Genomic DNA, 21,356 nt, shown 5'->3' with positions numbered 1-21,356 from the left:
GCGGACGCTTAGGGGAGGGTGTTTGTGCTCGTCAGCGGGTGTTCTCGAAGCGGATGACGACGGATTTGCTGGCGGGGGTGTTGCTGGTGTCGGCGGTGGCGTCGAGCGGGACGAGCACATTGGTCTCGGGGTAGTAGGCGGCGGCGCAGCCGCGTGCGGTGGGGTAGTGGACGACGCGGAAGCCTTCGGCGCGGCGTTCGGTGCCGTCCTTCCCTTCGCTCACGAGGTCGGTGTGGGCGCCGTCGGGGAGGCCGAGGGTGTGCGCGTCGTCGGGGTGGACCATGACGATGCGGCGGCCGCCCTTGATGCCCCGGTAGCGGTCGTCGAGTCCGTAGATCGTGGTGTTGTACTGGTCGTGGGAGCGCAGGGTCTGCAACAGCAGCCTGCCTTCGGGGAGTTCGGGGTATTCGACGGGGGCCGCGGTGAAGTTGGCCCGGCCGGTGGCGGTGGGGAAGCGGCGTTCGTCGCGCGGGGCGTGGGGGAGGGTGAAGCCGCCGGGGCGGGCGATGCGGGTGTTGAAGTCCTCGAAGCCGGGGACGACGCGGGATATGTGGTCGCGGATGGTGCCGTAGTCGCTTTCGAAGGCTTCCCACCGGGTGCGGGACGCGGGGCCGAGGACGGCGCGGGCGAGGCGGGCGATGATGGCCGGTTCGGAGAGCAGCTGGGGCCCGGCGGGGGTGAGGTTGCCGCGGGAGGCGTGGACCTTGCCCATGGAGTCCTCGACGGTGACGAACTGTCTGCCGCCGGCCTGGGTGTCCTTGTCGGTGCGGCCGAGCGTGGGCAGGATCAGGGCGCGGGTGCCGGTGACGGCGTGGGAGCGGTTGAGCTTGGTGGAGACGTGGACGGTGAGCCGGGCGCGGCGCATGGCGGCCTCGGTGACGTTGGTGTCGGGCGTGGCCGCGACGAAGTTGCCGCCCATGGCGAAGAAGACCTTTGCCTCGCCGTCGCGGAGTGCCTGGATGGATCTGACGACGTCGTAGCCGTGGTGGCGGGGTGAGGTGATCCCGAATTCCTTGTCGAGGGCGTCGAGGAAGGCGGGTGCGGGGCGTTCGAAGATGCCCATGGTGCGGTCGCCCTGGACGTTGGAGTGGCCGCGGACGGGGCAGACGCCGGCGCCGGGGCGGCCGATGTTCCCGCGGAGCAGCAGGAAGTTGACGACCTCGCGGATGGTGGGTACGGAGTGTTTGTGCTGGGTGAGGCCCATGGCCCAGCAGACGATGGTGCGCTTCGAGGCGAGGGTCATGGCGAGCGCCTGCTCGATGGCGGCGCGGTCGAGGCCGGTGGCGGTGAGGGTGTCGTCCCAGTCGGCGGCGCGGGCGGCTTCGGCGAACGCTTCGTATCCGTGGGTGTGTTCGGCGATGAACGCGGTGTCGACGGCGCCTTCGGTCTCCAGGATCATTTTGTTGAGGAGACGGAAGAGGGCCTGGTCGCCGCCTATCCGGATCTGGAGGAAGAGGTCGTTGAGGGCGACGCCCTTGATCATGCCGGTGGGCGTCTGCGGGTTCTTGAACCGTTCCATGCCGGCTTCCGGCAGCGGATTGACCGAGATGATCCTCGCTCCGGCGGATTTGGCCTTCTCGAGGGCGGAGAGCATCCGGGGATGGTTCGTGCCGGGGTTCTGTCCGGCGACGATGATCAGGTCGGCCTGGTGGAGGTCTTCGAGGGAGACGCTGCCCTTGCCGACACCGATGGTCTCCGTGAGCGCGGATCCGGAGGATTCGTGGCACATGTTGGAGCAGTCGGGCAGGTTGTTGGTGCCGAATTCGCGGGCGAGGAGCTGGAGGAGGAACGCGGCCTCGTTGCTGGTGCGGCCGGAGGTGTAGAAGAGGGCTTCGTCGGGGGAGGCGAGTGCCCGGAGCTCTTCGGCGATGACGGCGAAGGCGCGTTCCCAGGTGATGGCCTCGTAGCGGTCGGCGCCTTCGGGCAGGTACATCGGCTGGGTGATGCGGCCCTGCTGGCCGAGCCAGTAGCCACTGCGGGTGGCGAGGTCGGCGACGGGGTGGTCGGCGAAGAAGGCGGGGGTGACGCGGCGCAGGGTCGCTTCCTCGGCGACGGCCTTCGCCCCGTTCTCGCAGAACTCGGCGGTGTGCCGTTCGTCGCCTTCGGGCCAGGCGCAGCCGGGGCAGTCGAAGCCGTCCTTCTGGTTGACCTTGAGAAGGGTCTGCGCGGTGCGGCGCAGACCCATCTGCTGCTGGGCGGCGCGGAGGGTGTGGGCGATGGCGGGCAGGCCGGCGGCGGAGTGCCGGGCCTCCGTCACGTGCGGGGCGTCCTGGACCGGATCATCGGTCGGGGGCTTGCTGGCCATGGTGATCCCCTTCGAGCGCGTTTTCCTCTTCCTCGATCCTGTCATGCGTCACGGACGGCGGCGTGGCCGAGGACCGGGGGCTTCGGGGAAGTTCCGGCGGTGGTGCGGGTGGGGGCCGTGGCCGGTCCGGATTGTCAGTGGGCCGTGGCAGGATCGGGGGCGTGGCTGAGACGGCATCGAAGAAAACGGCAGACAACCGACCGCGCCTGCTCCTGATGGACGGGCACTCCCTGGCGTACCGGGCGTTCTTTGCGCTGCCTGCGGAGAATTTCACGACGGGTGCGGGGCAGCCGACGAATGCCGTGTACGGCTTCGCGTCGATGCTGGCGAACACGTTGCGTGACGAGGCGCCCACGCACTTCGCGGTGGCTTTCGACGTGTCGCGCAAGACGTGGCGTTCGCAGGAGTTCCCGGAGTACAAGGCGAATCGTTCGAAGACGCCCGATGAGTTCAAGGGGCAGGTCGAGCTGATCGGCGAGCTGCTGGACGCGATGCGCGCGGACCGGTTCGCGGTGGACGGTTTCGAGGCGGACGATGTCATCGCGACGCTCGCCACGCAGGCCGAGGCGGCCGGTTTCGAGGTGCTGATCGTCACCGGTGACCGTGACTCGTTCCAGCTGATCACGGACAATGTGACGGTGCTGTATCCGACGAAGGGCGTGTCGGAGCTGACGCGGTTCACCCCGGAGAAGGTCGAGGAGAAGTACGGGCTCACCCCGCAGCAGTATCCGGACTTCGCGGCGCTGCGCGGCGATCCGTCGGACAACCTGCCGGGCATTCCCGGTGTGGGTGAGAAGACGGCCGCGAAGTGGATCAATCAGTTCGGTTCGTTCGCGGAGCTGGTGGAGCGGGCCGAGGAGGTCAAGGGGAAGGCCGGGCAGAATTTCCGGGACCATCTGGACGCGGTGCGGCTGAACCGCCGGCTGACCGAGATGGTGCGGGATGTGGAGCTGCCGAAGACGCCGGCGGATCTGGAGCGTGCTCCGTACGACCGTACGGCGGTCACCGGGGTGCTGGATGTCCTGGAGATCCGCAACCCGAGCCTGCGTGAGCGGCTGCTGGCCGTCGATCCCGGTGCGGCCGAGGACGAGGGTCCGGCGCCGGCGGCGGGTGTCGAGCTGGACGGTGTGGTGCTGGGGCCGGGAGAGGTCGCCCCGTGGCTGGAGGCGCACGGCGGGCAGCCGCTCGGTGTCGCCACCGCCGATACCTGGGCGCAGGGCAGCGGTGCGGTGACCGAGATCGCGCTCGCGGCCTCGGACGGTGCGGCCGCGTGGCTGGATCCGGCGGAGCTCGACGAGGCCGATGAGCAGGCGTTCGCGGCGTGGATCGCGGACCCGGCGCGGTCGAAGGTCATGCACAACGCGAAGAGCGCCATGCGGGTCTTTCCCGAGCACGGCTGGCAGGTCGGCGGTGTCACGATGGACACCGCGCTGGCGGCGTATCTGGTCAAGCCCGGCCGCCGTTCCTTCGCGCTGGACGCGCTGGCGGTGGAGTATCTGGGGCGGGAGCTGGCCCCGGCCGTCGCGGGCGACGGTCAGCTGGCGTTCGGTGCCGACGACCGGGCGGAGGCCGATGCGCTGATGTCGCAGGCACGGGCCGTTCTGGATCTCGGTGACGCGTTCGCGGTGCGGCTGAAGGAAGTCGGTGCGGCCGAGCTGCTGCATGACATGGAGCTGCCGACATCGGTGCTGCTGGCCCGTCTGGAGCGGCACGGCATCGCTGCGGACCGGGAGCATCTGGAGGGTATGGAGCAGCAGTTCGCGGCTGCCGTGCAGCAGGCGGTGCAGGAGGCGCACGCGGCGGTGGGCCGCGAGTTCAACCTCGGTTCGCCCAAGCAGCTCCAGGAGGTCCTCTTCGGTGAGCTGGGCCTGCCGAAGACGAAGAAGACCAAGACGGGTTACACCACGGACGCGGACGCGCTGGCCTGGCTGGCGGGTCAGACCGAGCACGAGCTGCCGGTGATCATGCTGCGTCACCGTGAGCAGGCGAAGCTGCGGGTCACCGTCGAGGGTCTGATCAAGACGATCGCGGCGGACGGGCGTATCCACACCACGTTCAATCAGACGGTGGCGGCGACCGGCAGGCTTTCGTCGACCGATCCGAACCTGCAGAACATTCCCGTCCGCACGGACGAGGGGCGGGCGATCCGCCGCGGCTTCGTCGTCGGCGAGGGCTTCGAGACGCTGATGACGGCGGACTACAGCCAGATCGAGCTGCGGGTGATGGCACATCTCTCGCGGGACGCCGGGCTGATCGAGGCGTTCACGTCCGGGGAGGACCTGCATACGACGGTCGCCTCGCAGGTGTTCGGCGTCGACAAGTCGGCCGTCGACCCGGAGATGCGCCGCAAGATCAAGGCGATGTCGTACGGGCTGGCGTACGGGCTCTCCGCGTTCGGCCTCTCGCAGCAGCTGAACATCGAGGCCGGTGAGGCCCGCGGTCTGATGGACACCTACTTCGAGCGGTTCGGCGGGGTGCGGGACTATCTGCACCGGGTGGTGGAGGAGGCCAGGGCCACGGGCTACACGGAGACGGTCTTCGGCCGCCGCCGTTATCTCCCCGACCTGAACAGTGACAACCGTCAGCGCCGCGAGACGGCCGAGCGCATGGCGCTCAACGCGCCGATCCAGGGGACGGCCGCCGACATCGTGAAGGTCGCGATGCTGCAGGTGGACCGGGCGCTGACCGAGGCGCGGCTGACGTCGCGGATGCTGCTCCAGGTCCATGACGAAATCGTCCTGGAGATCGCGAAGGGGGAGCGCGAGCGGGTCGAGGAGATCCTGCGCCATGAGATGTCCACGGCGGTGGAGTTGCGCGCGCCGCTGGATGTGTCGGTGGGTGTGGGCACGGACTGGGAGTCCGCCGCGCACTGAGCGCGCGGGTGCCGACCGGTCGGGGCGGGTCCGTGTCCGGCGGGCCCGCCCCGCTTCAGTGGGCGCGCCCCGAGGTGTGCGGGGAGTCCGGGAGCGGTGTCCGCGGGTCCGGGCCGGCCGGAGGGTGTCGGACGACGTGCTTCCGCAGCCGCATCCACACCCCGTACAGGAGCAGTCCGGCCGCCAGCCCGGCCCCGGCGCCGAAGCACGCGGTCGGGATGATGTCGAGGGGTGTCTCGACATGACCGAAGTGGGCGTACCAGCGGGCGCACCGGTGGATGATGCCGAGCAGCACGCAGAGGGTGAGCAGGCCGCCGGCGTACCACCGTTCACGCAGGCCGAGTACGGGGACGGAGGCCGGCGGCGGGCCGGGCTCGGTGCGGCGCAGCGCGGTGACGGTGAACCAGGCGAGCACCGTGAAGGCCACCGCCGAACTGCCGTACTGGACCACCTGGAAGACGGGGTGGCCGCCGATGCTCCGGCCGAGTACGGGGAGGAGTTCGGTGCCCCATCGGCTGTGATGGGTGAACGCGTCCCATACGACGTGGCTGCCGGCGCCGATCACCGCGGACAGCACGAACCACATCGCGGCCCGCGGTCCGAGGGTTTCGCGGCCCCGGCGCCGCCCGGTGACGAAGGCGTGGACGTGTGCCTGCCGGGCGGCGGGCAGGAGTGCCACCAGGGGTTCGCGCAGCAGCAGCCACACCGCGACCAGGATCGCGGTGATCAGTACGTCCACGGTGAACACGCCCACGACACCGTGTGTCACTTCGCCGAACTCCATCGCCCCCGGGATCGCCGTGTCCGCGTAATAGGTGAGGTCCGGTGCGAACGAACCGGCGACCAGCGCGGAGGCGAACAGAGGCCCGCGGGCTGTCCCGTCGCGCCGGATTCCCGGGAGCACGGCGGCGGCATGACTGAGCGTGAACGGCATGCGGGCAAGTATGCGCGAAGCTTTCACACGGTCCCCGGCTGTGTCGGCGGCCTCCTGGACCACTTGTCGTCAGCAACGTGAGAAAACAGTAAGAACCGGTCAGCGCCCGGTGTTCGGGCGTCATCAGGTGCCGTAGGGTCGCCTGAGTCCTCGCGCTGGGGAGCGCGAGCAGCCGTCGACGGGGAGGGACCAGGACATATGGCAGCGCAATTCGGCCGACGACTGCGCAGGGGGGCCACGACCACCGCGGTGGCGGCCGCCGCCGTGGCGGCGCTCTCGGCCTCGCAGGCGGCCCCCGCGGCATCGCCGGCCGACACCCCGGGCGGCGGTGACCAGAAGACGGCCGGTGCGGAGTCCGGCGACAGTGCGGCCACCGGCAACTCGCCGTACTACACGGACCTGCCGCCCCTGGTCACGCCCGACAAGCCCGGCGCGTCCAGCAATCTCCCGATGACCGGAACCGCCGAGTCGGGCATCCCGGCGTCGATCCTGGCCGCGTACAAGCAGGCCGAGCAGACCGTCGCGGGCACCGACGCCGCCTGCCGTCTGCCGTGGCAGCTCCTCGCGGCGATCGGCAAGGTCGAGTCCGGCCAGGCCCGCGGCGGCCGGGTCGACGCGAACGGCACCACCCTCTCCCCGATCCTCGGCCCGGCCCTCAACGGGCAGGGGTTCGCACTGATCAAGGACACGGACGGCGGGGCGTACGACGGCGACGCCACGCACGACCGTGCGGTCGGCCCGATGCAGTTCATCCCGTCGACCTGGGCCACCTGGGGCCAGGACGGCAACGCGGACGGCCGCAAGGACCCCAACAACATCCACGACGCGGCGCTCGCCGCCGGGCGTTACCTCTGCGCCGGGACCCGCGACCTGGCGCTCGCCGCCGACCTGGACCGCGCGGTGCTGAGCTACAACCACTCGCGGGAGTACCTGCGTACGGTGCGCTCCTGGTTCGCGTACTACCAGCGCGGCACCCATGAGGTCCCCGACGGCACCGGCGCCCTCCCGGACGGCTCGAGCAGTGGCTCCGGTCCTTCGCCGAGCCCGACTCCGACGCCGACCCCGCCCGGCTCCGGCGGCACGGGTCCGTCCAAGCCGGGCGGCGGATCCGGCAGCCCGAAGCCCAAGCCGCCCACCACGCCGCCGACCAAGCCGCCCACGACCCCCAAGCCCACGCCGGACAAGACGCTCGGCAGCCTGGAGAACGCGGGCACCGGTCCGCTGAACGCCATGGCCGGCGAGGTGTTCGCCGAGCGGATCTCGGTGCGGGCCAGGAACGCCCTCGGTGCCCCGTTCGCCAAGGTGCCCGTCACCTTCACCATCACCGGTGACACCGACACGCGTTTCGCGGGCGGCAGGACCACCGTCAAGGTGGCCACCGGAGCCGACGGCACCGCCACCGCGCCGGAGCTGAAGGCGGGGGAGAAGACCGGCGAGTTCAAGGTGACGGTCACGGCGGGCACCGGCAAGCCGCGCGTCCTCACCTACGCGGCGGGCGTCACCGCCCGGCAGGCCGACAAGATCGTCCGGACCGGCGACAAGGCGTTCGTCGCCGCGCCCGGCACGAAGTTCGTGGACGCCGTCGAGGTCAGGGCGACGTACAAGGACGCGGCCGCCGACGGGGTCGCGGTCACCGCCACGATGATCACGGACGGCGAGAAGCCCGTCGAGAACGGCAAGGGCCCGTACTTCAAGGACGCGGACGGCAAGACGGTCCGCACCCTCGCGAACCTGAGGACCGGCCCCGACGGCCTCCTGGAGCTCCCGGAGATCTACGCCGACGACGCCGTGGGGACCTACAGGCTGCGGCTCACCACCGAGGGCGGCGCCACGGTCGTCATCGAGCTGACGGTCGAAGCGGCCCCGACGGCCCCGACGACCCCGCCCGCCACAACGGCCCCGCCGGCTCCGGCGGCCTGACCCCCGCGGCACACCGGGCGGACGCGTCGAGCGGCCCGCCCGGCACCGCACCGAACAGCCCCTTCACCGGCATCCGGTGAAGGGGCTGTTGTACGTGTTCTCATCTCGCGCCCCGGTTGCTACGGTGCCCCAGCCCTGGCTGACGATCCATCAGATCTCTGAGATCCCGGGAGGCCGACCATGCGTGCCCTCGTCGCCGCCGCCATCGGACTGGCCGCCGCCCTCGCGCTCGTGTTCACCGTCGGCGCGGTCGGCGCGCCGCCCGGGGAGACGTCGCCCAAGCCTCTGCTGACCACGGTCCCGGGCCCCAAGAAGTAGCCGGGACGCGGCAGGGGCAACGGGCCGATCCGCACCGAACCGGAACGAAAAAGCTGAGGGAGGACTCCATCATGCGCCGCCGAGCCAGCCTCGTACTCCTGGCCTTCGCCGTCTTCTTCGCCGCCATGTCACCGCTGCTGCGCTGGTACGCCTTCCCCCGGCTGGCGAAGATCCCGCCGAGCCAGTACCAGGAGACGGTCCTGGAGGCGAAGCCCGCCACTCTTCTCGACTACACCACCCTGAAGGCCAGGAAAGTCGACAAGGTGACCATCGTCCAGACCCTCAAGGGCAACGTCGAGGAGTCGGAGAGGATCGAGCGCAGCGCCGGGCGCGATGTCGTCGTCTGGGACGCGCTCTCCTACGTCCAGGGCCCCGATGGCAAGGTGGTCTCCCAGATCCCCGAGCGCTACATCTTCGACGCCCACACCCAGGCCCCGGTCAACGCCACCGGTGAGATGGTCGACGGCGACCCGGTCCGGCGCACCGGCATCGAGTTCAAGTGGCCCTTCCTCACGGAGAAGCGCGACTACGAGTACTTCGACGCGCAGACCCGTACGTCCTCGCCCATCCACTACAAGGGCACCCGGACGTTCCGCGGCATGGAGGTCTACTACTTCGAGCAGACCGTCCCCTGGACCAAGGTCCCCATGCCGCGGAAGATGCCGATCGCGGACATCACCGCCGAGCAGGTCGCCAAGACGGGCATGACCCGCTGGTACTCCACCAAACGCATGTTCTGGATCGACCCGGTCACCGGTGCGCCCGTCAACGGCGAGGAGATCCACAAGGAGGAGATGCGCGACGCGAAGAAGATGGGCATGCCCGAGGACACCGTCACCGCGTTCGCCGGACACGTGAAGATGCGCGAGGACTACATCGTCGCCGTCGTCGACCAGGTCAAGTCCCAGCGCCTGCTGATCCTGCTCCTCACCAGCTATCTGCCCTGGGGCTTCCTGACCCTCGCCGCCGGGTTCCTCGCGCTCTCCCTCTGGCTGGAGGCCCGCTCCCGCCGGCACCCCGGCCGGCCGGTGGCCGCCGGACCCGCGCCCGGCCCGGGGCCTACTCCCGCCTGAGCCGCGCCGAGGTGAACCGGGTCGCCGCCACCGTCGTCGGGTCCTCGGGCCACGGGTGCCTGGGGTACCGGCCGCGCAGCTCCGCCCGTACGGCGCGGTAGCCCTCCTGCCAGAACGACGCCAGGTCCGCGGTGACGGCCGCCGGGCGCCCCGCGGGCGAGAGCAGATGCACCAGGACCGGCACCCCGGCCACCCGCGGCGTCTCCCGCAGCCCGAACAACTCCTGGAGCTTCACCGCCAGTACGGGCTGGTCGCCGCCGTACTCCACCCGGATCCGCGAACCGCTCGGCACCTCGATCCGCTCCGGCGCCAGCTCGTCGAGCCGGGCCGCCTCACCGGACGCCCAGGGCAGCAGCCGCCGCACCGCCTGCCCCGCGTCGATCCGGGCCAGGTCCGAGCGGCGCCGGGCCCGCGACAGCTCGGGCTCCAGCCACTCGCCGGTACGCGCCAGCAGCGCGTCGTCCGACACATCCGGCCACGGCGCCCCCAGCACCCGGTGCACGAACGCGAGCCGCAGCCGCAACTGCCCGGCGTCCCGGGTCCACCGCAGCAGCCCGAGCCCCTCCCGGCGCAGCCCCTCCACCAGGGCCCCGCGCACCAGCTCCGGGTCCGGGGCCTTCAGCGGACGCACCGCCAGCTCCACGGCCCCCAGCCGGTCCACGGAACGCGCCACCACATCACCGTCCACCCAGCGGACCTCCTCGCCGCGGAACCGCAGATGCCCCGCCGCCAGCCGTGCGGTGTCCTCGTCGACGACGGCGGCCAGCCGCACCCGGGCCGACGCCGCGTGCGCCGGACGGTCCGCGACCGCGACGGCCAGCCACGGCGCGCTGCGCAGCCGCGAACCCTCCCGCAGCTCCGCACCGGTCCCCGACACCATCAGGAACGCCCCCTGCCCCCGGGCCCTCGCCACCCGCTCCGGGAACGCCAGCGCCGCCACCAGCCCCGCGGCGGCATCGTCCGAACCGGACCCCCCGCCCGTGTCCCCGACCGACGACGACAGCCGCCGCACCTCCTGCCGCCAGCGCGCCGCGTAGCCGTCGCCGCCCCGCCGCGCGGTACGCAGCGCTGCCGCCAGATCGTCCCCGTACTCCCCGGGCGGCTCCTCGCTCAGCAGCGCCACCACCTCCGCGGCGCGTCGCCCGCCGACCTCCGCCGCACCGTCCAGCAGCGCCCGCGCCAGCCGGGGGTGCAGGCCCAGCCGGGCCAGGCGTACGCCCCGTTCGGTGACCCGTCCCGCCCCGTCGACCGCGCCGACGGCCGTCAGCACCTCCCGGGCCGCGCCCATCGCGCCGGCGGGCGGCGGGTCGAGGAGCGCGAGCCCGGTGGCGTCCGGATCGCCCCAGCACGCCGCCTGGAGGGCGAACGCGGCGAGGTCGGCGACCTTGATCTCCGGGGCCGGGAACCTGGCCAGCCGCCCGTCCTCCGCCTGCTCCCAGCACCGGTACACCGCACCCGGCGCCTCCCGCCCGGCCCTGCCCGCCCGCTGCCGGCCCGCCGCCTGCGAGGCCCGTACGGTCGTCAGGGCGCTCAGCCCGCGCGCATGGTCGGTACGCGGCTCCCTGGCCAGCCCCGAGTCGACGACCACCCGCACACCCGGCACCGTCAGGGACGACTCCGCCACCGAGGTCGCCAGCACCACCCGGCGGCCCTGCGACGACCCGGCCAGCACCGCGTCCTGCACGGCGGCCGGAGCCCGCCCGTGGACCTGGAGCACCTCCGCGTCCACCCCGGCGAGCTGTCCGGCCACCCGGCCGATCTCACCGACGCCGGGCAGGAAGCACAGCACATCTCCCTCCCGCTCGGTGAGCGCCCGGCGCACCACCGAGGCCACATGCGTCAGCAGCGCCGGATCGACCCGCATCCCGTGGGGCGGGCGGACCGGACGCGCCGGCGGCGCCCACACCACGTCCACCGGATGCGACACGCCCGGGGCCGTCACCACCGGGGCATCGCCCAGCAGCCGTGACCAGCCCTCCGCGTCCGTCGTCGCCGACGCCGCCACCAGCCGGAGATCGGGCCGGATCGCCTCCCGTACATCGAGCAGGAACGCGGCGACGGTATCGGCGTCCAGATGCCGCTCGTGGCACTCGTCGAGGATCACCGTGTCGACCCCGGCCAGCTCCTGGTCCCGCTGGAGCCGCTGGAGCAGTACGCCGGTGGTGACGACCTCCACCGAGGTCCCGGGCCCCACGGCGCGCTCGCCCCGGACGGTGAAGCCGACCCGCCCGCCGGGCCGCTCGCCCAGGAGCCAGGCCATCCGCCGGGCCGCCGCGCGGGCGGCGATCCGGCGCGGCTCGGCGACCACCACCCGGCGCGGGGGTCCGTCGCCGGCCAGCCCGGCCAGGACCAGGGGGACGAGGGTCGTCTTGCCGGTGCCGGGCGGTGCGCAGAGCACCGCGACACCCCGCTCGTCGAGCGCCCGCTCCAGGGCGGGCACAGCGGTGCGTACGGGCAACTGGTCCAGCGCTTCGGTACGGATCACGCCCCCAGTCTCGTACGGACCGCCGCGGGGCCGGGCCTCAGTCCCGTTCGCAGACGAAGACCGCGGTCCCCGGGATCAGGTTCCCGCGCAGCGGCGACCAGCCGCCCCACTCCTGGTCGTTCCAGGCGGGCCACTCCGGTTCCACCAGGTCGACCAGCCGGAAGCCGCCCGCCACCACGTCCCGCACCCGGTCGCCGAGGGTCCGGTGGTGCTCGACGTACACCGCCTCGCCCCGCTCGTCCTGCTCGACATAGGGGACACGGTCGAAGTAGGAGGCGGCGACCGACAGGCCCTCGGGCCCCGGCTCGTCCGGGAAGGCCCAGCGGATCGGATGGGTCACCGAGAAGACCCAGCGCCCGCCGGGCCGCAGTACCCGGCGCACCTCGCGGAACACCCGTACCGGATCGGCGACGAAGGGCACCGCCCCGTAGGCGGAGCAGGCGAGGTCGAAGGAGCCGTCCCGGAAGGGCAGCCTCCCCGCGTCCGCCTCTACCAGCGGGATGCCCCCGCCGATCCGCAGGGCGTGCTGGAGCTGGCGGTGGGAGAGGTCCAGCGCCACCGGACGGGCCCCCCGGCCGGCCAGCCAGCGCGCGCACTGGGCGGCGCCGGCGCCGATCTCCAGGATGTCCCGGCCCTTCAGGGACGGGGCGGGGCCCAGCAGGGCGGCCTCGGCCTCGTCGAGCCCCTCGGGACCCCAGACGAAGCGGTCGTCCCCGAGGAAGGCCCCGTGGTCGTTCTGGTACTCGTCGGCGTTCCGGTCCCACCAGCCGCGGCTCGCCCGGCTGCTCTCCGATTCCCCCGCGGCGCGGCGGGTGGCTTCGGCTTCGGACTCGTGGATCTCTTGGCTCATCGTGCCCGTCGTTGTAGTTTGCCTTCACTCGCCGCACGCGGCACGTACGCGGGATACCCGTGGGTAACCAGGGGTGGCCGGGCGTACGGACGCGCGTGTGCGAAACCTTGTGGTGCGTGACCGGGGCCGACGCGGCCTCGGAGAGCACGAGTTGTGCCGGGTACGGGCCGTTGCGCCCCGGGTGTGCGCCTTCGCGCATTGACCGTGTCCGGCTGCCCCCGTATGCTACAAGTTGCGCTGCGAGCCTGCGCGCTTCAGACCTAGCAGGCCGCGCTCGCATCTGTTGTATGTCCCCTCGGTTGTCGAGGCGCCGCCCGGTCACGGGTCGGGTGCTTTCCAGGCTGTCCGGTCTTCTGCAGAAGCGATACGGGCTTTCGGCGTAGCAGTACCTACGACTCACTGTCCGTACCGGAGCCCTTTCCCACATGACGAGCAGCACCGAGACCACCGCCACCACTCCGCAGGTTGCGGTCAACGACATCGGCGACGCGGACGCGTTCCTCGCGGCGATCGACGAGACGATCAAGTACTTCAACGACGGCGACATCGTTGACGGTGTCATCGTCAAGGTTGACCGGGACGAGGTTCTCCTCGACATCGGTTACAAGACCGAAGGCGTCATCCCGAGCCGCGAGCTCTCGATCAAGCACGACGTCGACCCGAACGAGGTCGTCAAGGTCGGCGACGAGATCGAGGCCCTGGTTCTCCAGAAGGAGGACAAGGAAGGCCGCCTGATCCTCTCGAAGAAGCGCGCTCAGTACGAGCGTGCCTGGGGCACCATCGAGAAGATCAAGGAAGAAGACGGCATCGTCACCGGTACCGTCATCGAGGTCGTCAAGGGTGGTCTCATCCTCGACATCGGCCTCCGCGGCTTCCTCCCGGCGTCGCTCGTCGAGATGCGTCGTGTCCGCGACCTTCAGCCCTACGTGGGCAAGGAGCTCGAGGCGAAGATCATCGAGCTGGACAAGAACCGCAACAACGTGGTCCTGTCCCGCCGTGCCTGGCTCGAGCAGACCCAGTCCGAGGTTCGCCAGACGTTCCTCACGACCCTGCAGAAGGGTCAGGTCCGCTCCGGCGTCGTCTCCTCGATCGTCAACTTCGGTGCCTTCGTGGACCTGGGTGGCGTCGACGGTCTCGTGCACGTCTCCGAGCTCTCCTGGAAGCACATCGACCACCCCTCCGAGGTTGTCGAGGTCGGCCAGGAAGTCACCGTCGAGGTTCTCGACGTCGACATGGACCGCGAGCGCGTCTCCCTGTCGCTCAAGGCGACGCAGGAAGACCCGTGGCAGCAGTTCGCCCGGACGCACCAGATCGGTCAGGTCGTCCCGGGTAAGGTCACCAAGCTCGTTCCCTTCGGTGCGTTCGTGCGCGTCGACGAGGGCATCGAGGGTCTGGTCCACATCTCCGAGCTGGCCGAGCGCCACGTGGAGATCCCGGAGCAGGTCGTCCAGGTCAACGACGAGATCTTCGTCAAGGTCATCGACATCGACCTCGAGCGCCGTCGCATCAGCCTCTCGCTGAAGCAGGCCAACGAGTCCTTCGGTGGCGACCCGGCCTCGGTCGAGTTCGACCCGACCCTGTACGGCATGGCCGCGTCGTACGACGACCAGGGCAACTACATCTACCCCGAGGGCTTCGACCCCGAGACCAACGACTGGCTCGAGGGCTTCGAGGCTCAGCGCGAGGTCTGGGAGACCCAGTACGCCGAGGCGCAGCAGCGCTTCGAGCAGCACCAGGCCCAGGTCATCAAGTCCCGCGAGGCCGACGAGGCCGCTGCGGCCGAGGGCGCTGCTGCCCCGGCCGGCAGCGCTCCGGCTGCCTCGGGTGGCACCGGTGGCGGCGGCTCGTACTCCTCGGAGTCCGCGGACAACTCCGGCGCCCTGGCGTCGGACGAGGCCCTGGCCGCGCTGCGCGAGAAGCTGGCGGGCGGCCAGAGCTGAGGCTCCGACCCCCTTCCGCTCATCGGCCGCGTAGAGCTGTAGAGCAGTAAGTGAGGCCCGCTCCCTTCGGGGGGCGGGCCTCACTCGTGTGCCGGGGCGCCGGTGCGGGGCCGCGGGCGCGGTGGTTACGGGGTGACGGCGATGTTCGTCAGGCCCTTGCCGCCGGTGACGGTGTTGCTGCTGTGGACGGTGGTCCGGCAGCTCGTGCCGCTGTTGGTGACGTTGATGGCGAGCTGTTTGTCCCCCGAGGCTCCGGACAGGTCGGAGGCGTTGTCACGGAAGACGGTGCCGCAGCCCCAGCCGCTCTGCTGGGTGTGGGTCTCGTAGCCGTTGTTGGTGGTGCGGGAGCCCCTGTTGCCCTCGACCAGGACGTTGTTGCCCTTTACATCGACCCAGGAGTCGTCGTAGTGGGCGCCGGTCAGCCCCTTGCCGTCGAAGGTGTTGCCGATGATCCTCGCCCCGGTGGTGCCTTCCTTGATGTCGATGCTCTCGCCACCGACGCCGGGGCCGATGGTGTTGTCGAGGATCTGGGCGTCGTCGCTCCGGTCGGAGAGGTCGCCCGCCGTGCCGACGTACACGCCTTCGCCCATGCCGCGCCCGTCGTGCCCGGTGTCGTAGATGCGGGAGTTCCTGATGACGGCGTTCTTGCTGGACTTACGGAAGTGGACGCCCTCCATGTCGAGGCCGTGGACGGTCACCGAGTCGATGACGACGCCGTTCGCGGTGTCGGTCATGATGCCCTTCTGGCCGCCGGTCACGGTGATGCCCCGGACGGTCCAGTAGGAGGCGCCGTTGAGGTGCAGCCCGTAGCCGCCGCCCGCGCTGAGGACCGCCTTCGCGGAGCCGGTGAGGGTGATGCGGGAGCCGGAGGTGCCGGGGGTGGTGGCCTTGAAGTTGCCGGTGTACGTGCCGTCGGCGAGCCGGATCGTGTCGCCGGGGGAGGCGGCGGTCAGGGCCGACTTGAGCTGGGCGGCGGTGCTGACGTCGATGACGGCCGCGGCGCCGGCCGGACCTGCGGCGGACAGCGTGAGGCCGCCGGAGACGAGCGCGGCGGCCAGCAGGGCGGTGAGCGAAGTGCGGGTGCGCATGGGGGTGCCTTCCCGTCGGAGGGGGGATTCGCTTCGGTCTCGCACGTTTCCTGGCGTTCTTGAACGTTTCTGGGTGTTCTGGAATGTTCAAGACTGTTCTTGTACGTGAATGTGGGGCGCGTGTATGAACGTCTGCCCAGTGACGTTAGGGACCGGGGGTGGTCGCGTCAAGGTCTGGACCAGATCCGGGTGTCCGGGTGCGGGGCGCGTGGGCCGGTGAAGCGGAACGAGTGCCGCCGCGGCGCCCGCCGTATCGTTCAACGGGCCGCCGAGTGGGGCGGTTCGGGCGCCGGCCGCACCGTGCGCCGGGGCTCTCCCGCCCCTCCCGGGTTCCGCCCGGGGGTGGTCCCGGGCCTGCGGGGGATCCTCGTACGGACACCGGGGAATGGCGGGGAAAGGCCGCGCGCGGGGAATGCCCGTGGCCGCAGGGGCGTTCTCACCTCATGGCTGTCCCGTGATCCCTGGCGGGCGCGCGACGGCGGCTGTGGCACTCGCGGCGTGGTCGGACCACCGCAGGCATTCGGTGTGCGGATGTCCCTTCGCCTCGCGATGCGCCGCCTTTGACCGCGCGCGGGTCCGCCAGGGATGACGGGACAGCCTTGAGGAATACGAGGAGGAGCGGTAACCGTGCCTGATCCGCAGAGTTTGTACGAATGGGAGCCGAAGGGCCTGGCCGTCGTCGACATGGCGCTGGCGCAGGAGTCGGCCGGCCTGGTCATGCTCTACCACTTCGACGGATACATCGACGCGGGTGAGACCGGCGAGCAGATCGTCGACGGCCTGCTCGAAACGCTGCCCCACCAGGTCGTGGCCAGATTCGACCACGACCGGCTCGTCGATTACCGCGCACGGCGCCCGCTGCTCACCTTCCGGCGTGACCGCTGGGCCGCGTTCGAGGCCCCGACGCTGGATGTCCGGGTGGTCCAGGACGCCACCGGGGCGCCCTTCCTGCTGCTGTCGGGTCCCGAGCCGGATGTGGAGTGGGAGCGGTTCGCCGCCGCCGTCGAGCAGATCGTCGAGCGCCTCGGCGTCCGGCTCGCCGTCAATTTCCACGGCATCCCCATGGGTGTCCCGCACACCCGCCCCGTCGGCATCACCCCGCACGGCAACCGCACCGACCTCATGCCGGGCCACCGCAGCCCGTTCGACGAGGCGCAGGTTCCCGGTTCCGCCGAGTCGCTCGTCGAGTACCGGCTGATGGAGTCCGGCCACGACGTCCTCGGGGTGGCCACGCACGTGCCGCACTATGTCGCGCGCTCCGCGTACCCGGACGCGGCGCTCACCGCCCTGGAGGCGATCACCGCCGCGACCGGTCTCGTCCTGCCGGCCCTCGCGCACTCGCTCCGTACCGAAGCGCACCGCACCCAGACCGAGATCGACCGGCAGATCGGCCAGGGCGACGAGGAACTGGTGTCGCTGGTCGAGGGACTTGAGCACCAGTACGACGCGGTCGCGGGCGCCGAGACGCGGGGCAATCTCGTCGCCGAGCCGGTGGATCTGCCGTCCGCGGACGAGATCGGCCGCGAATTCGAACGTTTCCTCGCCGAACGTGAGGGCGACGCCTGACGGGGCGGGCCGGGGGACGTAGGCTGCCGCCCATGCTGAAAGTGGGCCTGACCGGCGGGATCGGCGCCGGCAAGAGCGAAGTGTCACGGCTGCTCGTCGGTTACGGCGCCGTGCTGATCGACGCCGACCGGATCGCCCGCGAGGTCGTCGAGCCCGGAACCCCCGGACTCGCGGCCGTCGTCGATGCCTTCGGTCCCGGCGTCCTCAACGCCGACGGCACGCTGGACCGGCCCGCTCTCGGCGCGGTCGTCTTCGCCGACGCGGACCGCCTGGCCACGCTCAACGCGATCGTCCATCCCCTGGTCGGCGCCCGCGCCGCCGAGCTGGAACGGGCGGCGGGCCGGGACGCCGTCGTCATCCACGACGTCCCCCTCCTCACCGAGAACGGCCTCGCCCCGCTCTACGACCTGGTCGTCGTCGTGGACGCCGCCCCCGCCACCCAGCTCGACCGGCTCGTACGGCTGCGCGGTATGACGGAGGCCGACGCCCGTGCCCGGATGGCCGCTCAGGCGACCCGCGAGGAGCGCCGGGCCATCGCCGATCTGATCGTCGACAACGACGGACCGCTGGAGGCCCTGGAGCCCCAGGTACGCGAGGTGTGGGCCGAGCTGACCCGGCGGGCCGCGGCCCGCTGAGGCGGAATAGCGCGGCCCGTACGCGTGTTGGGGAACTCGCGAGCGAAGGGAAGGACACGGCTGTGCCCGAGAGGAACCCGGAAACCCATGTCATCGACTTCCGGGCGGCGGAGCAGTTGCTCGCCGCCCGGGACCCGCGGGGTGCGGTGAAGCTGCTCGACTCGGTGATAGCCGCGCACCCGGAGAACACGGCCGCCCGGCTGCTGCGGGCCCGCGCCTTCTTCGCCTCCGCCCAACTGCGCCCGGCCGAGCTGGAGTTCGAGCTCGTACTGGAGCGTGAGCCGGACAACGCGTTCGCCCACTTCGCACTGGCCCGGACCTTCCAGCGGGCCGGCCGTCCGGAGCAGGCCACGCGGCACTTCCGGCTCGCCGCCGCGCTCGACCCGAACCCGGAGTATCTGCGTGCGGCCCGCTTCGAGGCGTCGGACTGACGCCCGGCCCGTGTCCCATGTCACGTGTCCCATGCCCCGTGACACGTACCGCTGCCCTCCCGTGGCCCGGCGGGCGGTTCAGCCCGGTCGGGGGTGCCTGTGTGTCCGGGCCGGCCGCGGCGGGTTCGTGCCGCGGTCCGGTTCGTACGGCGGGATGTCACGGCCCGGCTGGTAGTGCGGCCCCTGGTGGAGGCGGTGGACGATCACGACGAGGTCCAGGACGACGAGCGCCAGCAGCACCGCGCAGGCCGCCGCCCAGCCGGGCCGTCCGGTCAGCACGAAGGCCACCAGGCCGAAGACCGCCCAGACCATGCCCCATAGACTCAGCCAGAACCGCATCCGCAGAGCACTGCGGGCGGTCGCGGGTTCACTGCCGGTACGCATACGGATCGCCTCATCTACCAGCATGGACCCGCCGGCCGGCGGACGGAACACATGCGCCGGGCGCGGCGGCGGAGGAGCGGATCATGAGCGGCGGGGGACCGGAGAGCCACCTGGCCAGGCGGGCCCGGGTGCGGGGCTGTCTGCTGGGCGGCGCGATCGGTGACGCGCTGGGAAACCCGGTGGAGTTCCTCTCGCTCGACGGCATCCGCCGGGCCCACGGCGAGCACGGCGTACGGGGGCTCGTCGCGGACGGCGACGGGGTCCTCGGCCGCGTCACCGATGACACCCAGATGACGCTCTTCACGGTCGAGGGCCTGATCAGGGCGCGTGTCAGGGCCTCGGCACGAGGCATCGGCGGCGCACGCACGGCGATCGTGCACCACGCCTATCTGCGCTGGCTGGACACCCAGAACCATCCGTCCCCGCCGGCCGGGGCCGACGGCGACCCGGTACGGACGGGATGGCTGCGGCAACAGCCCTGGCTGTACGCGCGCCGCGCCCCCGGCAACGCCTGCCTGACCGGGCTCGCGGCCGCCGTCCCGCCGGACAACAGTGCCCCGCTCTCCGCGCCCGGACCGGTCAACACCGGTTCCAAGGGCTGCGGGACCGTGATGCGGTCCGCGCCGTTCGGGCTGACGGGGGAGCCCGCGCGGGCCGTGTTCGAGGACGCCGTCCGGTGCGCGAAGATCACCCACGGCCACCCCACCGGGGCGTACGCCGCCGGGGCGTTCGCCGTGATCGTCGCCCACCTGCTGGCAGGCGACTCGACCGAGGGCGCGGTGCTGCGGGCGATGGAACTCCTCGCCCGCCAGGCCGGCCACGAGGAGACGACCACGGCGCTGCGGGCGGCGGTCGACCTGGCCGCCAGGGGCCGGCCGGACGCCGGGAAGGTGGAGTCGCTGGGCGCGGGCTGGGTGGCCGAGGAGGCCCTCGCCATCGCCGTGTACTGCGCCCTGATCCTGCCGGGCGCACAGGACGTCGAGCGCGCGCTGCTGCTCTCGGTCAACCACTCGGGCGACAGCGACTCCACCGGTTCGGTCTGCGGGAATCTGCTCGGCGCCCGCCACGGTGACAGCCGGCTGCCACCGTCCTGGCTCGCGGCGACCCAGGGCCGCGCGGTGATCGCCGAACTGGCGGACGACATGTCGATGGAGTACGAGGCGCCGGTCGACTGGCCCGCCGGCCGCTACCCGGGCTGCTGAGACCGCGCACCGTTCACCGCACCGCACCGCGCGCCGTTCACCGCACTGTGTTTCGTGCACGGCACCGTGCACCGTGTTTCGTGCACCGCGTCCGCTGCGCCGACCCCGTGCGACGGGAACGGGACGGTACGGCCGGACGTTTGACGGAGTATGAGCGGACGACTGGTACGCGAGGGGTATACGGGGACGGGGCCCGGGGCCATCACTCCGGACGGCTGCGCGGTCGAGCTGTACAGACGGCTGTCCGTCGGCGAGGAACCGGACGTGATCCAGGCGGCGGTCCCCGCCGGGGCGAGCATTCTGGAGCTGGGCTGCGGCGCGGGCCGGGTGACGGGGCCGCTGGTGTCGCGCGGCTTCACCGTGACGGCCGTGGACGAGTCGGCGGAGATGCTGGAGCACATCAGCGGCGCCCGTACGGTCCGGAGCCCCATCGAGTCGCTGGACCTCGGCGAGGAGAGGTTCGACGTGGTGATGCTGGCGTCGTTCCTGGTCCACGCGCCCGAGCCCCGGGTGCGCGACGGAATGCTGCGGGTCTGCCGCAGACATGTGGCGGACGGCGGCTGCGTCCTCATCCAGCGCGAGGGCGTCGCGCACCGCTCCGAGCTGCCGTGGGAGCGGCAGGACCCGGCGGGCTGCACCGTCCGGATCGTCTCCGCGGAGCCGGTGGGGGACGGTGTGCGTTCGGTGCACGCGGAGTATGTCTTCGACGACGCCCGGTGGACGCAGACGTTCCTGTCGAGGGAACTGTCCGGCGAGCAGTTCGAAGGGCATCTGGCGGCCGCCGGACTCACCGTCGACCGGTATCTCACCGACGACGGAATGTGGGTGCGCGCCCTGCCCGCGTAGCCGCGGGCCGGCCGGGCGGCCTCCCCGTCCCCGCCGGATCAGTGCACGATGCTGTAGCTGCGCCAGGGGCGGCTGTTGTGCGCCTTGGTGTCGGTGAACGTGGTGGGCACGTACGCCGTATTGCCACCGGTGCAGTTCCGGGTGCGGTACAGGATGATGTCGACCAGCGTCCGGTTCTCGACCTCGTTGACACCGGACGGGGCCAGCCGGTGGCAGCCCTTGACCGAGGGGCTGTTCACCAGGATCACGGCGTCCCGTTCGGTGGAGTAGATCACCGGTCCCACGGCGGTGCGGCCGAGACCGGAACAGCCCGTGACGGTGAGGGCGAGAAGCGTTGCTCCGGCCGCGACGCCGAGACGGCTCCGGCGGCGGTGACCGGTCGCGGTCACGGGGGTGGTCATGGTCGCGTTCGCGGTCACGGACATGGGCGGGGGTCCTCGTCTTCTCGTCCGGCTCTTCTGTCTCCCGTACGTCACGGGGTGTGCCTGTACGTCACCTGTACGTCC

Annotated in this window: 17 protein-coding genes; 10 read left to right on the top strand and 7 right to left on the bottom strand. The window is 71.6% G+C overall.

From position 1 onward, the window contains the following. Positions 1-31 precede the first annotated feature (31 nt). The gene (locus ACIGJO_RS00895; protein WP_399950065.1) at positions 32-2,305 is read right to left on the bottom strand and encodes an FdhF/YdeP family oxidoreductase; all 2,274 of its coding nucleotides are present in this window, start codon (positions 2,303-2,305) and stop codon (positions 32-34) included. Between the two features lie 161 nt (positions 2,306-2,466). On the opposite strand from ACIGJO_RS00895, the gene polA reads away from it, so the two are divergent. Beyond that, positions 2,467-5,178: a DNA polymerase I gene (gene polA / locus ACIGJO_RS00890; protein ID WP_399950062.1), complete on the top strand. Its 2,712-nt coding sequence runs from the start codon at positions 2,467-2,469 to the stop codon at positions 5,176-5,178. A gap of 55 nt (positions 5,179-5,233) precedes the next feature. On the opposite strand, the gene ACIGJO_RS00885 is transcribed toward polA, so the two are convergent. Then, a complete protein-coding gene (locus ACIGJO_RS00885; RefSeq protein WP_399950059.1) occupies positions 5,234-6,112 on the bottom strand; it encodes a DUF4184 family protein in 879 nt (292 codons plus the stop codon). A 198-nt stretch (positions 6,113-6,310) separates the two neighbouring features. Here ACIGJO_RS00885 and ACIGJO_RS00880 point away from each other — a divergent pair, with 198 nt between their 5' ends. The 3 genes from ACIGJO_RS00880 (at position 6,311) to ACIGJO_RS00870 (ending at position 9,423) form a co-directional block, all read left to right on the top strand. Then, positions 6,311-8,032, top strand: coding sequence for a lytic transglycosylase domain-containing protein (locus tag ACIGJO_RS00880; protein WP_399950056.1), 1,722 nt, complete (start codon positions 6,311-6,313; stop codon positions 8,030-8,032). 180 nt (positions 8,033-8,212) lie between these two features. Beyond that, positions 8,213-8,350 (top strand): SPW_0924 family protein, encoded by a 138-nt coding sequence (locus ACIGJO_RS00875; RefSeq protein ID WP_399950053.1) that lies wholly within the window; start codon positions 8,213-8,215, stop codon positions 8,348-8,350. A 71-nt stretch (positions 8,351-8,421) separates the two neighbouring features. After that, complete coding sequence (locus tag ACIGJO_RS00870) at positions 8,422-9,423, top strand: DUF3068 domain-containing protein (RefSeq protein ID WP_399950050.1); 1,002 nt, start codon at positions 8,422-8,424, stop codon at positions 9,421-9,423. On the opposite strand, the gene hrpB is transcribed toward ACIGJO_RS00870, so the two are convergent. Continuing rightward, complete coding sequence (gene hrpB, locus ACIGJO_RS00865; RefSeq protein WP_399950047.1) at positions 9,410-11,908, bottom strand: ATP-dependent helicase HrpB; 2,499 nt, start codon at positions 11,906-11,908, stop codon at positions 9,410-9,412. The genes ACIGJO_RS00870 and hrpB overlap by 14 nt on opposite strands. A 37-nt stretch (positions 11,909-11,945) precedes the next feature. Continuing rightward, complete coding sequence (locus tag ACIGJO_RS00860) at positions 11,946-12,758, bottom strand: class I SAM-dependent methyltransferase (protein WP_399950044.1); 813 nt, start codon at positions 12,756-12,758, stop codon at positions 11,946-11,948. A 425-nt stretch (positions 12,759-13,183) separates the two neighbouring features. Between ACIGJO_RS00860 and rpsA the strand changes: the two genes are divergently transcribed. After that, positions 13,184-14,698, top strand: coding sequence for a 30S ribosomal protein S1 (rpsA, locus tag ACIGJO_RS00855; RefSeq protein ID WP_266929749.1), 1,515 nt, complete (start codon positions 13,184-13,186; stop codon positions 14,696-14,698). A gap of 125 nt (positions 14,699-14,823) precedes the next feature. Here rpsA and ACIGJO_RS00850 read toward each other — a convergent pair whose 3' ends face one another. Beyond that, positions 14,824-15,786, bottom strand: coding sequence for a nitrous oxide reductase family maturation protein NosD (locus ACIGJO_RS00850; protein ID WP_399950040.1), 963 nt, complete (start codon positions 15,784-15,786; stop codon positions 14,824-14,826). Between the two features lie 627 nt (positions 15,787-16,413). Here ACIGJO_RS00850 and ACIGJO_RS00845 point away from each other — a divergent pair. The 3 genes from ACIGJO_RS00845 to ACIGJO_RS00835 all read left to right on the top strand — a co-directional run bounded on the left by ACIGJO_RS00845 (position 16,414) and on the right by ACIGJO_RS00835 (position 18,418). Further along, on the top strand, positions 16,414-17,352 hold the full coding sequence (locus ACIGJO_RS00845; RefSeq protein WP_266929746.1) for a PAC2 family protein: 939 nt from the start codon (positions 16,414-16,416) through the stop codon (positions 17,350-17,352). A 32-nt stretch (positions 17,353-17,384) separates the two neighbouring features. Continuing rightward, positions 17,385-17,987 carry a dephospho-CoA kinase gene (coaE, locus tag ACIGJO_RS00840; protein ID WP_399950036.1) on the top strand — a complete coding sequence of 201 codons (603 nt, stop codon included), beginning with the start codon at positions 17,385-17,387 and terminating at the stop codon, positions 17,985-17,987. 62 nt (positions 17,988-18,049) lie between these two features. Beyond that, a complete protein-coding gene (locus ACIGJO_RS00835) occupies positions 18,050-18,418 on the top strand; it encodes a tetratricopeptide repeat protein (RefSeq protein ID WP_399950033.1) in 369 nt (122 codons plus the stop codon). A gap of 78 nt (positions 18,419-18,496) precedes the next feature. On the opposite strand, the gene ACIGJO_RS00830 is transcribed toward ACIGJO_RS00835, so the two are convergent. Continuing rightward, positions 18,497-18,826 carry a DUF6343 family protein gene (locus tag ACIGJO_RS00830; protein WP_399950030.1) on the bottom strand — a complete coding sequence of 110 codons (330 nt, stop codon included), beginning with the start codon at positions 18,824-18,826 and terminating at the stop codon, positions 18,497-18,499. Positions 18,827-18,885: 59 nt separating this feature from the next. Between ACIGJO_RS00830 and ACIGJO_RS00825 the strand changes: the two genes are divergently transcribed. Next, on the top strand, positions 18,886-20,004 hold the full coding sequence (locus ACIGJO_RS00825) for an ADP-ribosylglycohydrolase family protein (protein ID WP_399950027.1): 1,119 nt from the start codon (positions 18,886-18,888) through the stop codon (positions 20,002-20,004). Between the two features lie 150 nt (positions 20,005-20,154). Beyond that, positions 20,155-20,850, top strand: a complete 696-nt coding sequence (locus tag ACIGJO_RS00820; RefSeq protein ID WP_399950024.1) for a class I SAM-dependent methyltransferase — start codon at positions 20,155-20,157, stop codon at positions 20,848-20,850. A gap of 38 nt (positions 20,851-20,888) precedes the next feature. On the opposite strand, the gene ACIGJO_RS00815 is transcribed toward ACIGJO_RS00820, so the two are convergent. Then, positions 20,889-21,275, bottom strand: a complete 387-nt coding sequence (locus tag ACIGJO_RS00815; protein WP_399950020.1) for a hypothetical protein — start codon at positions 21,273-21,275, stop codon at positions 20,889-20,891. Between the last annotated feature and the right edge of the window lie 81 nt (positions 21,276-21,356).

Source organism: Streptomyces sp. NPDC079020, from assembly GCF_044542225.1.
Taxonomy (GTDB): Bacteria; Actinomycetota; Actinomycetes; order Streptomycetales; family Streptomycetaceae; genus Streptomyces.
This window is presented reverse-complemented; position numbering and strand designations above follow the sequence as displayed.

Bases quoted from the DNA above. Each gene is read 5' to 3' on its own strand.
- ACIGJO_RS00895 (WP_399950065.1), bottom strand. From the start codon at position 2,305: ATGGCCAGCAAGCCCCCGACCGATGATCCGGTCCAGGACGCCCCGCAC.
- ACIGJO_RS00885 (WP_399950059.1), bottom strand. From the start codon at position 6,112: ATGCCGTTCACGCTCAGTCATGCCGCCGCCGTGCTCCCGGGAATCCGG.
- ACIGJO_RS00880 (WP_399950056.1), top strand. From the start codon at position 6,311: ATGGCAGCGCAATTCGGCCGACGACTGCGCAGGGGGGCCACGACCACC.
- ACIGJO_RS00875 (WP_399950053.1), top strand. From the start codon at position 8,213: ATGCGTGCCCTCGTCGCCGCCGCCATCGGACTGGCCGCCGCCCTCGCG.
- ACIGJO_RS00870 (WP_399950050.1), top strand. From the start codon at position 8,422: ATGCGCCGCCGAGCCAGCCTCGTACTCCTGGCCTTCGCCGTCTTCTTC.
- ACIGJO_RS00860 (WP_399950044.1), bottom strand. From the start codon at position 12,758: ATGAGCCAAGAGATCCACGAGTCCGAAGCCGAAGCCACCCGCCGCGCC.
- rpsA (WP_266929749.1), top strand. From the start codon at position 13,184: ATGACGAGCAGCACCGAGACCACCGCCACCACTCCGCAGGTTGCGGTC.
- ACIGJO_RS00850 (WP_399950040.1), bottom strand. From the start codon at position 15,786: ATGCGCACCCGCACTTCGCTCACCGCCCTGCTGGCCGCCGCGCTCGTC.
- coaE (WP_399950036.1), top strand. From the start codon at position 17,385: ATGCTGAAAGTGGGCCTGACCGGCGGGATCGGCGCCGGCAAGAGCGAA.
- ACIGJO_RS00830 (WP_399950030.1), bottom strand. From the start codon at position 18,826: ATGCTGGTAGATGAGGCGATCCGTATGCGTACCGGCAGTGAACCCGCG.
- ACIGJO_RS00825 (WP_399950027.1), top strand. From the start codon at position 18,886: ATGAGCGGCGGGGGACCGGAGAGCCACCTGGCCAGGCGGGCCCGGGTG.
- ACIGJO_RS00820 (WP_399950024.1), top strand. From the start codon at position 20,155: ATGAGCGGACGACTGGTACGCGAGGGGTATACGGGGACGGGGCCCGGG.
- ACIGJO_RS00815 (WP_399950020.1), bottom strand. From the start codon at position 21,275: ATGTCCGTGACCGCGAACGCGACCATGACCACCCCCGTGACCGCGACC.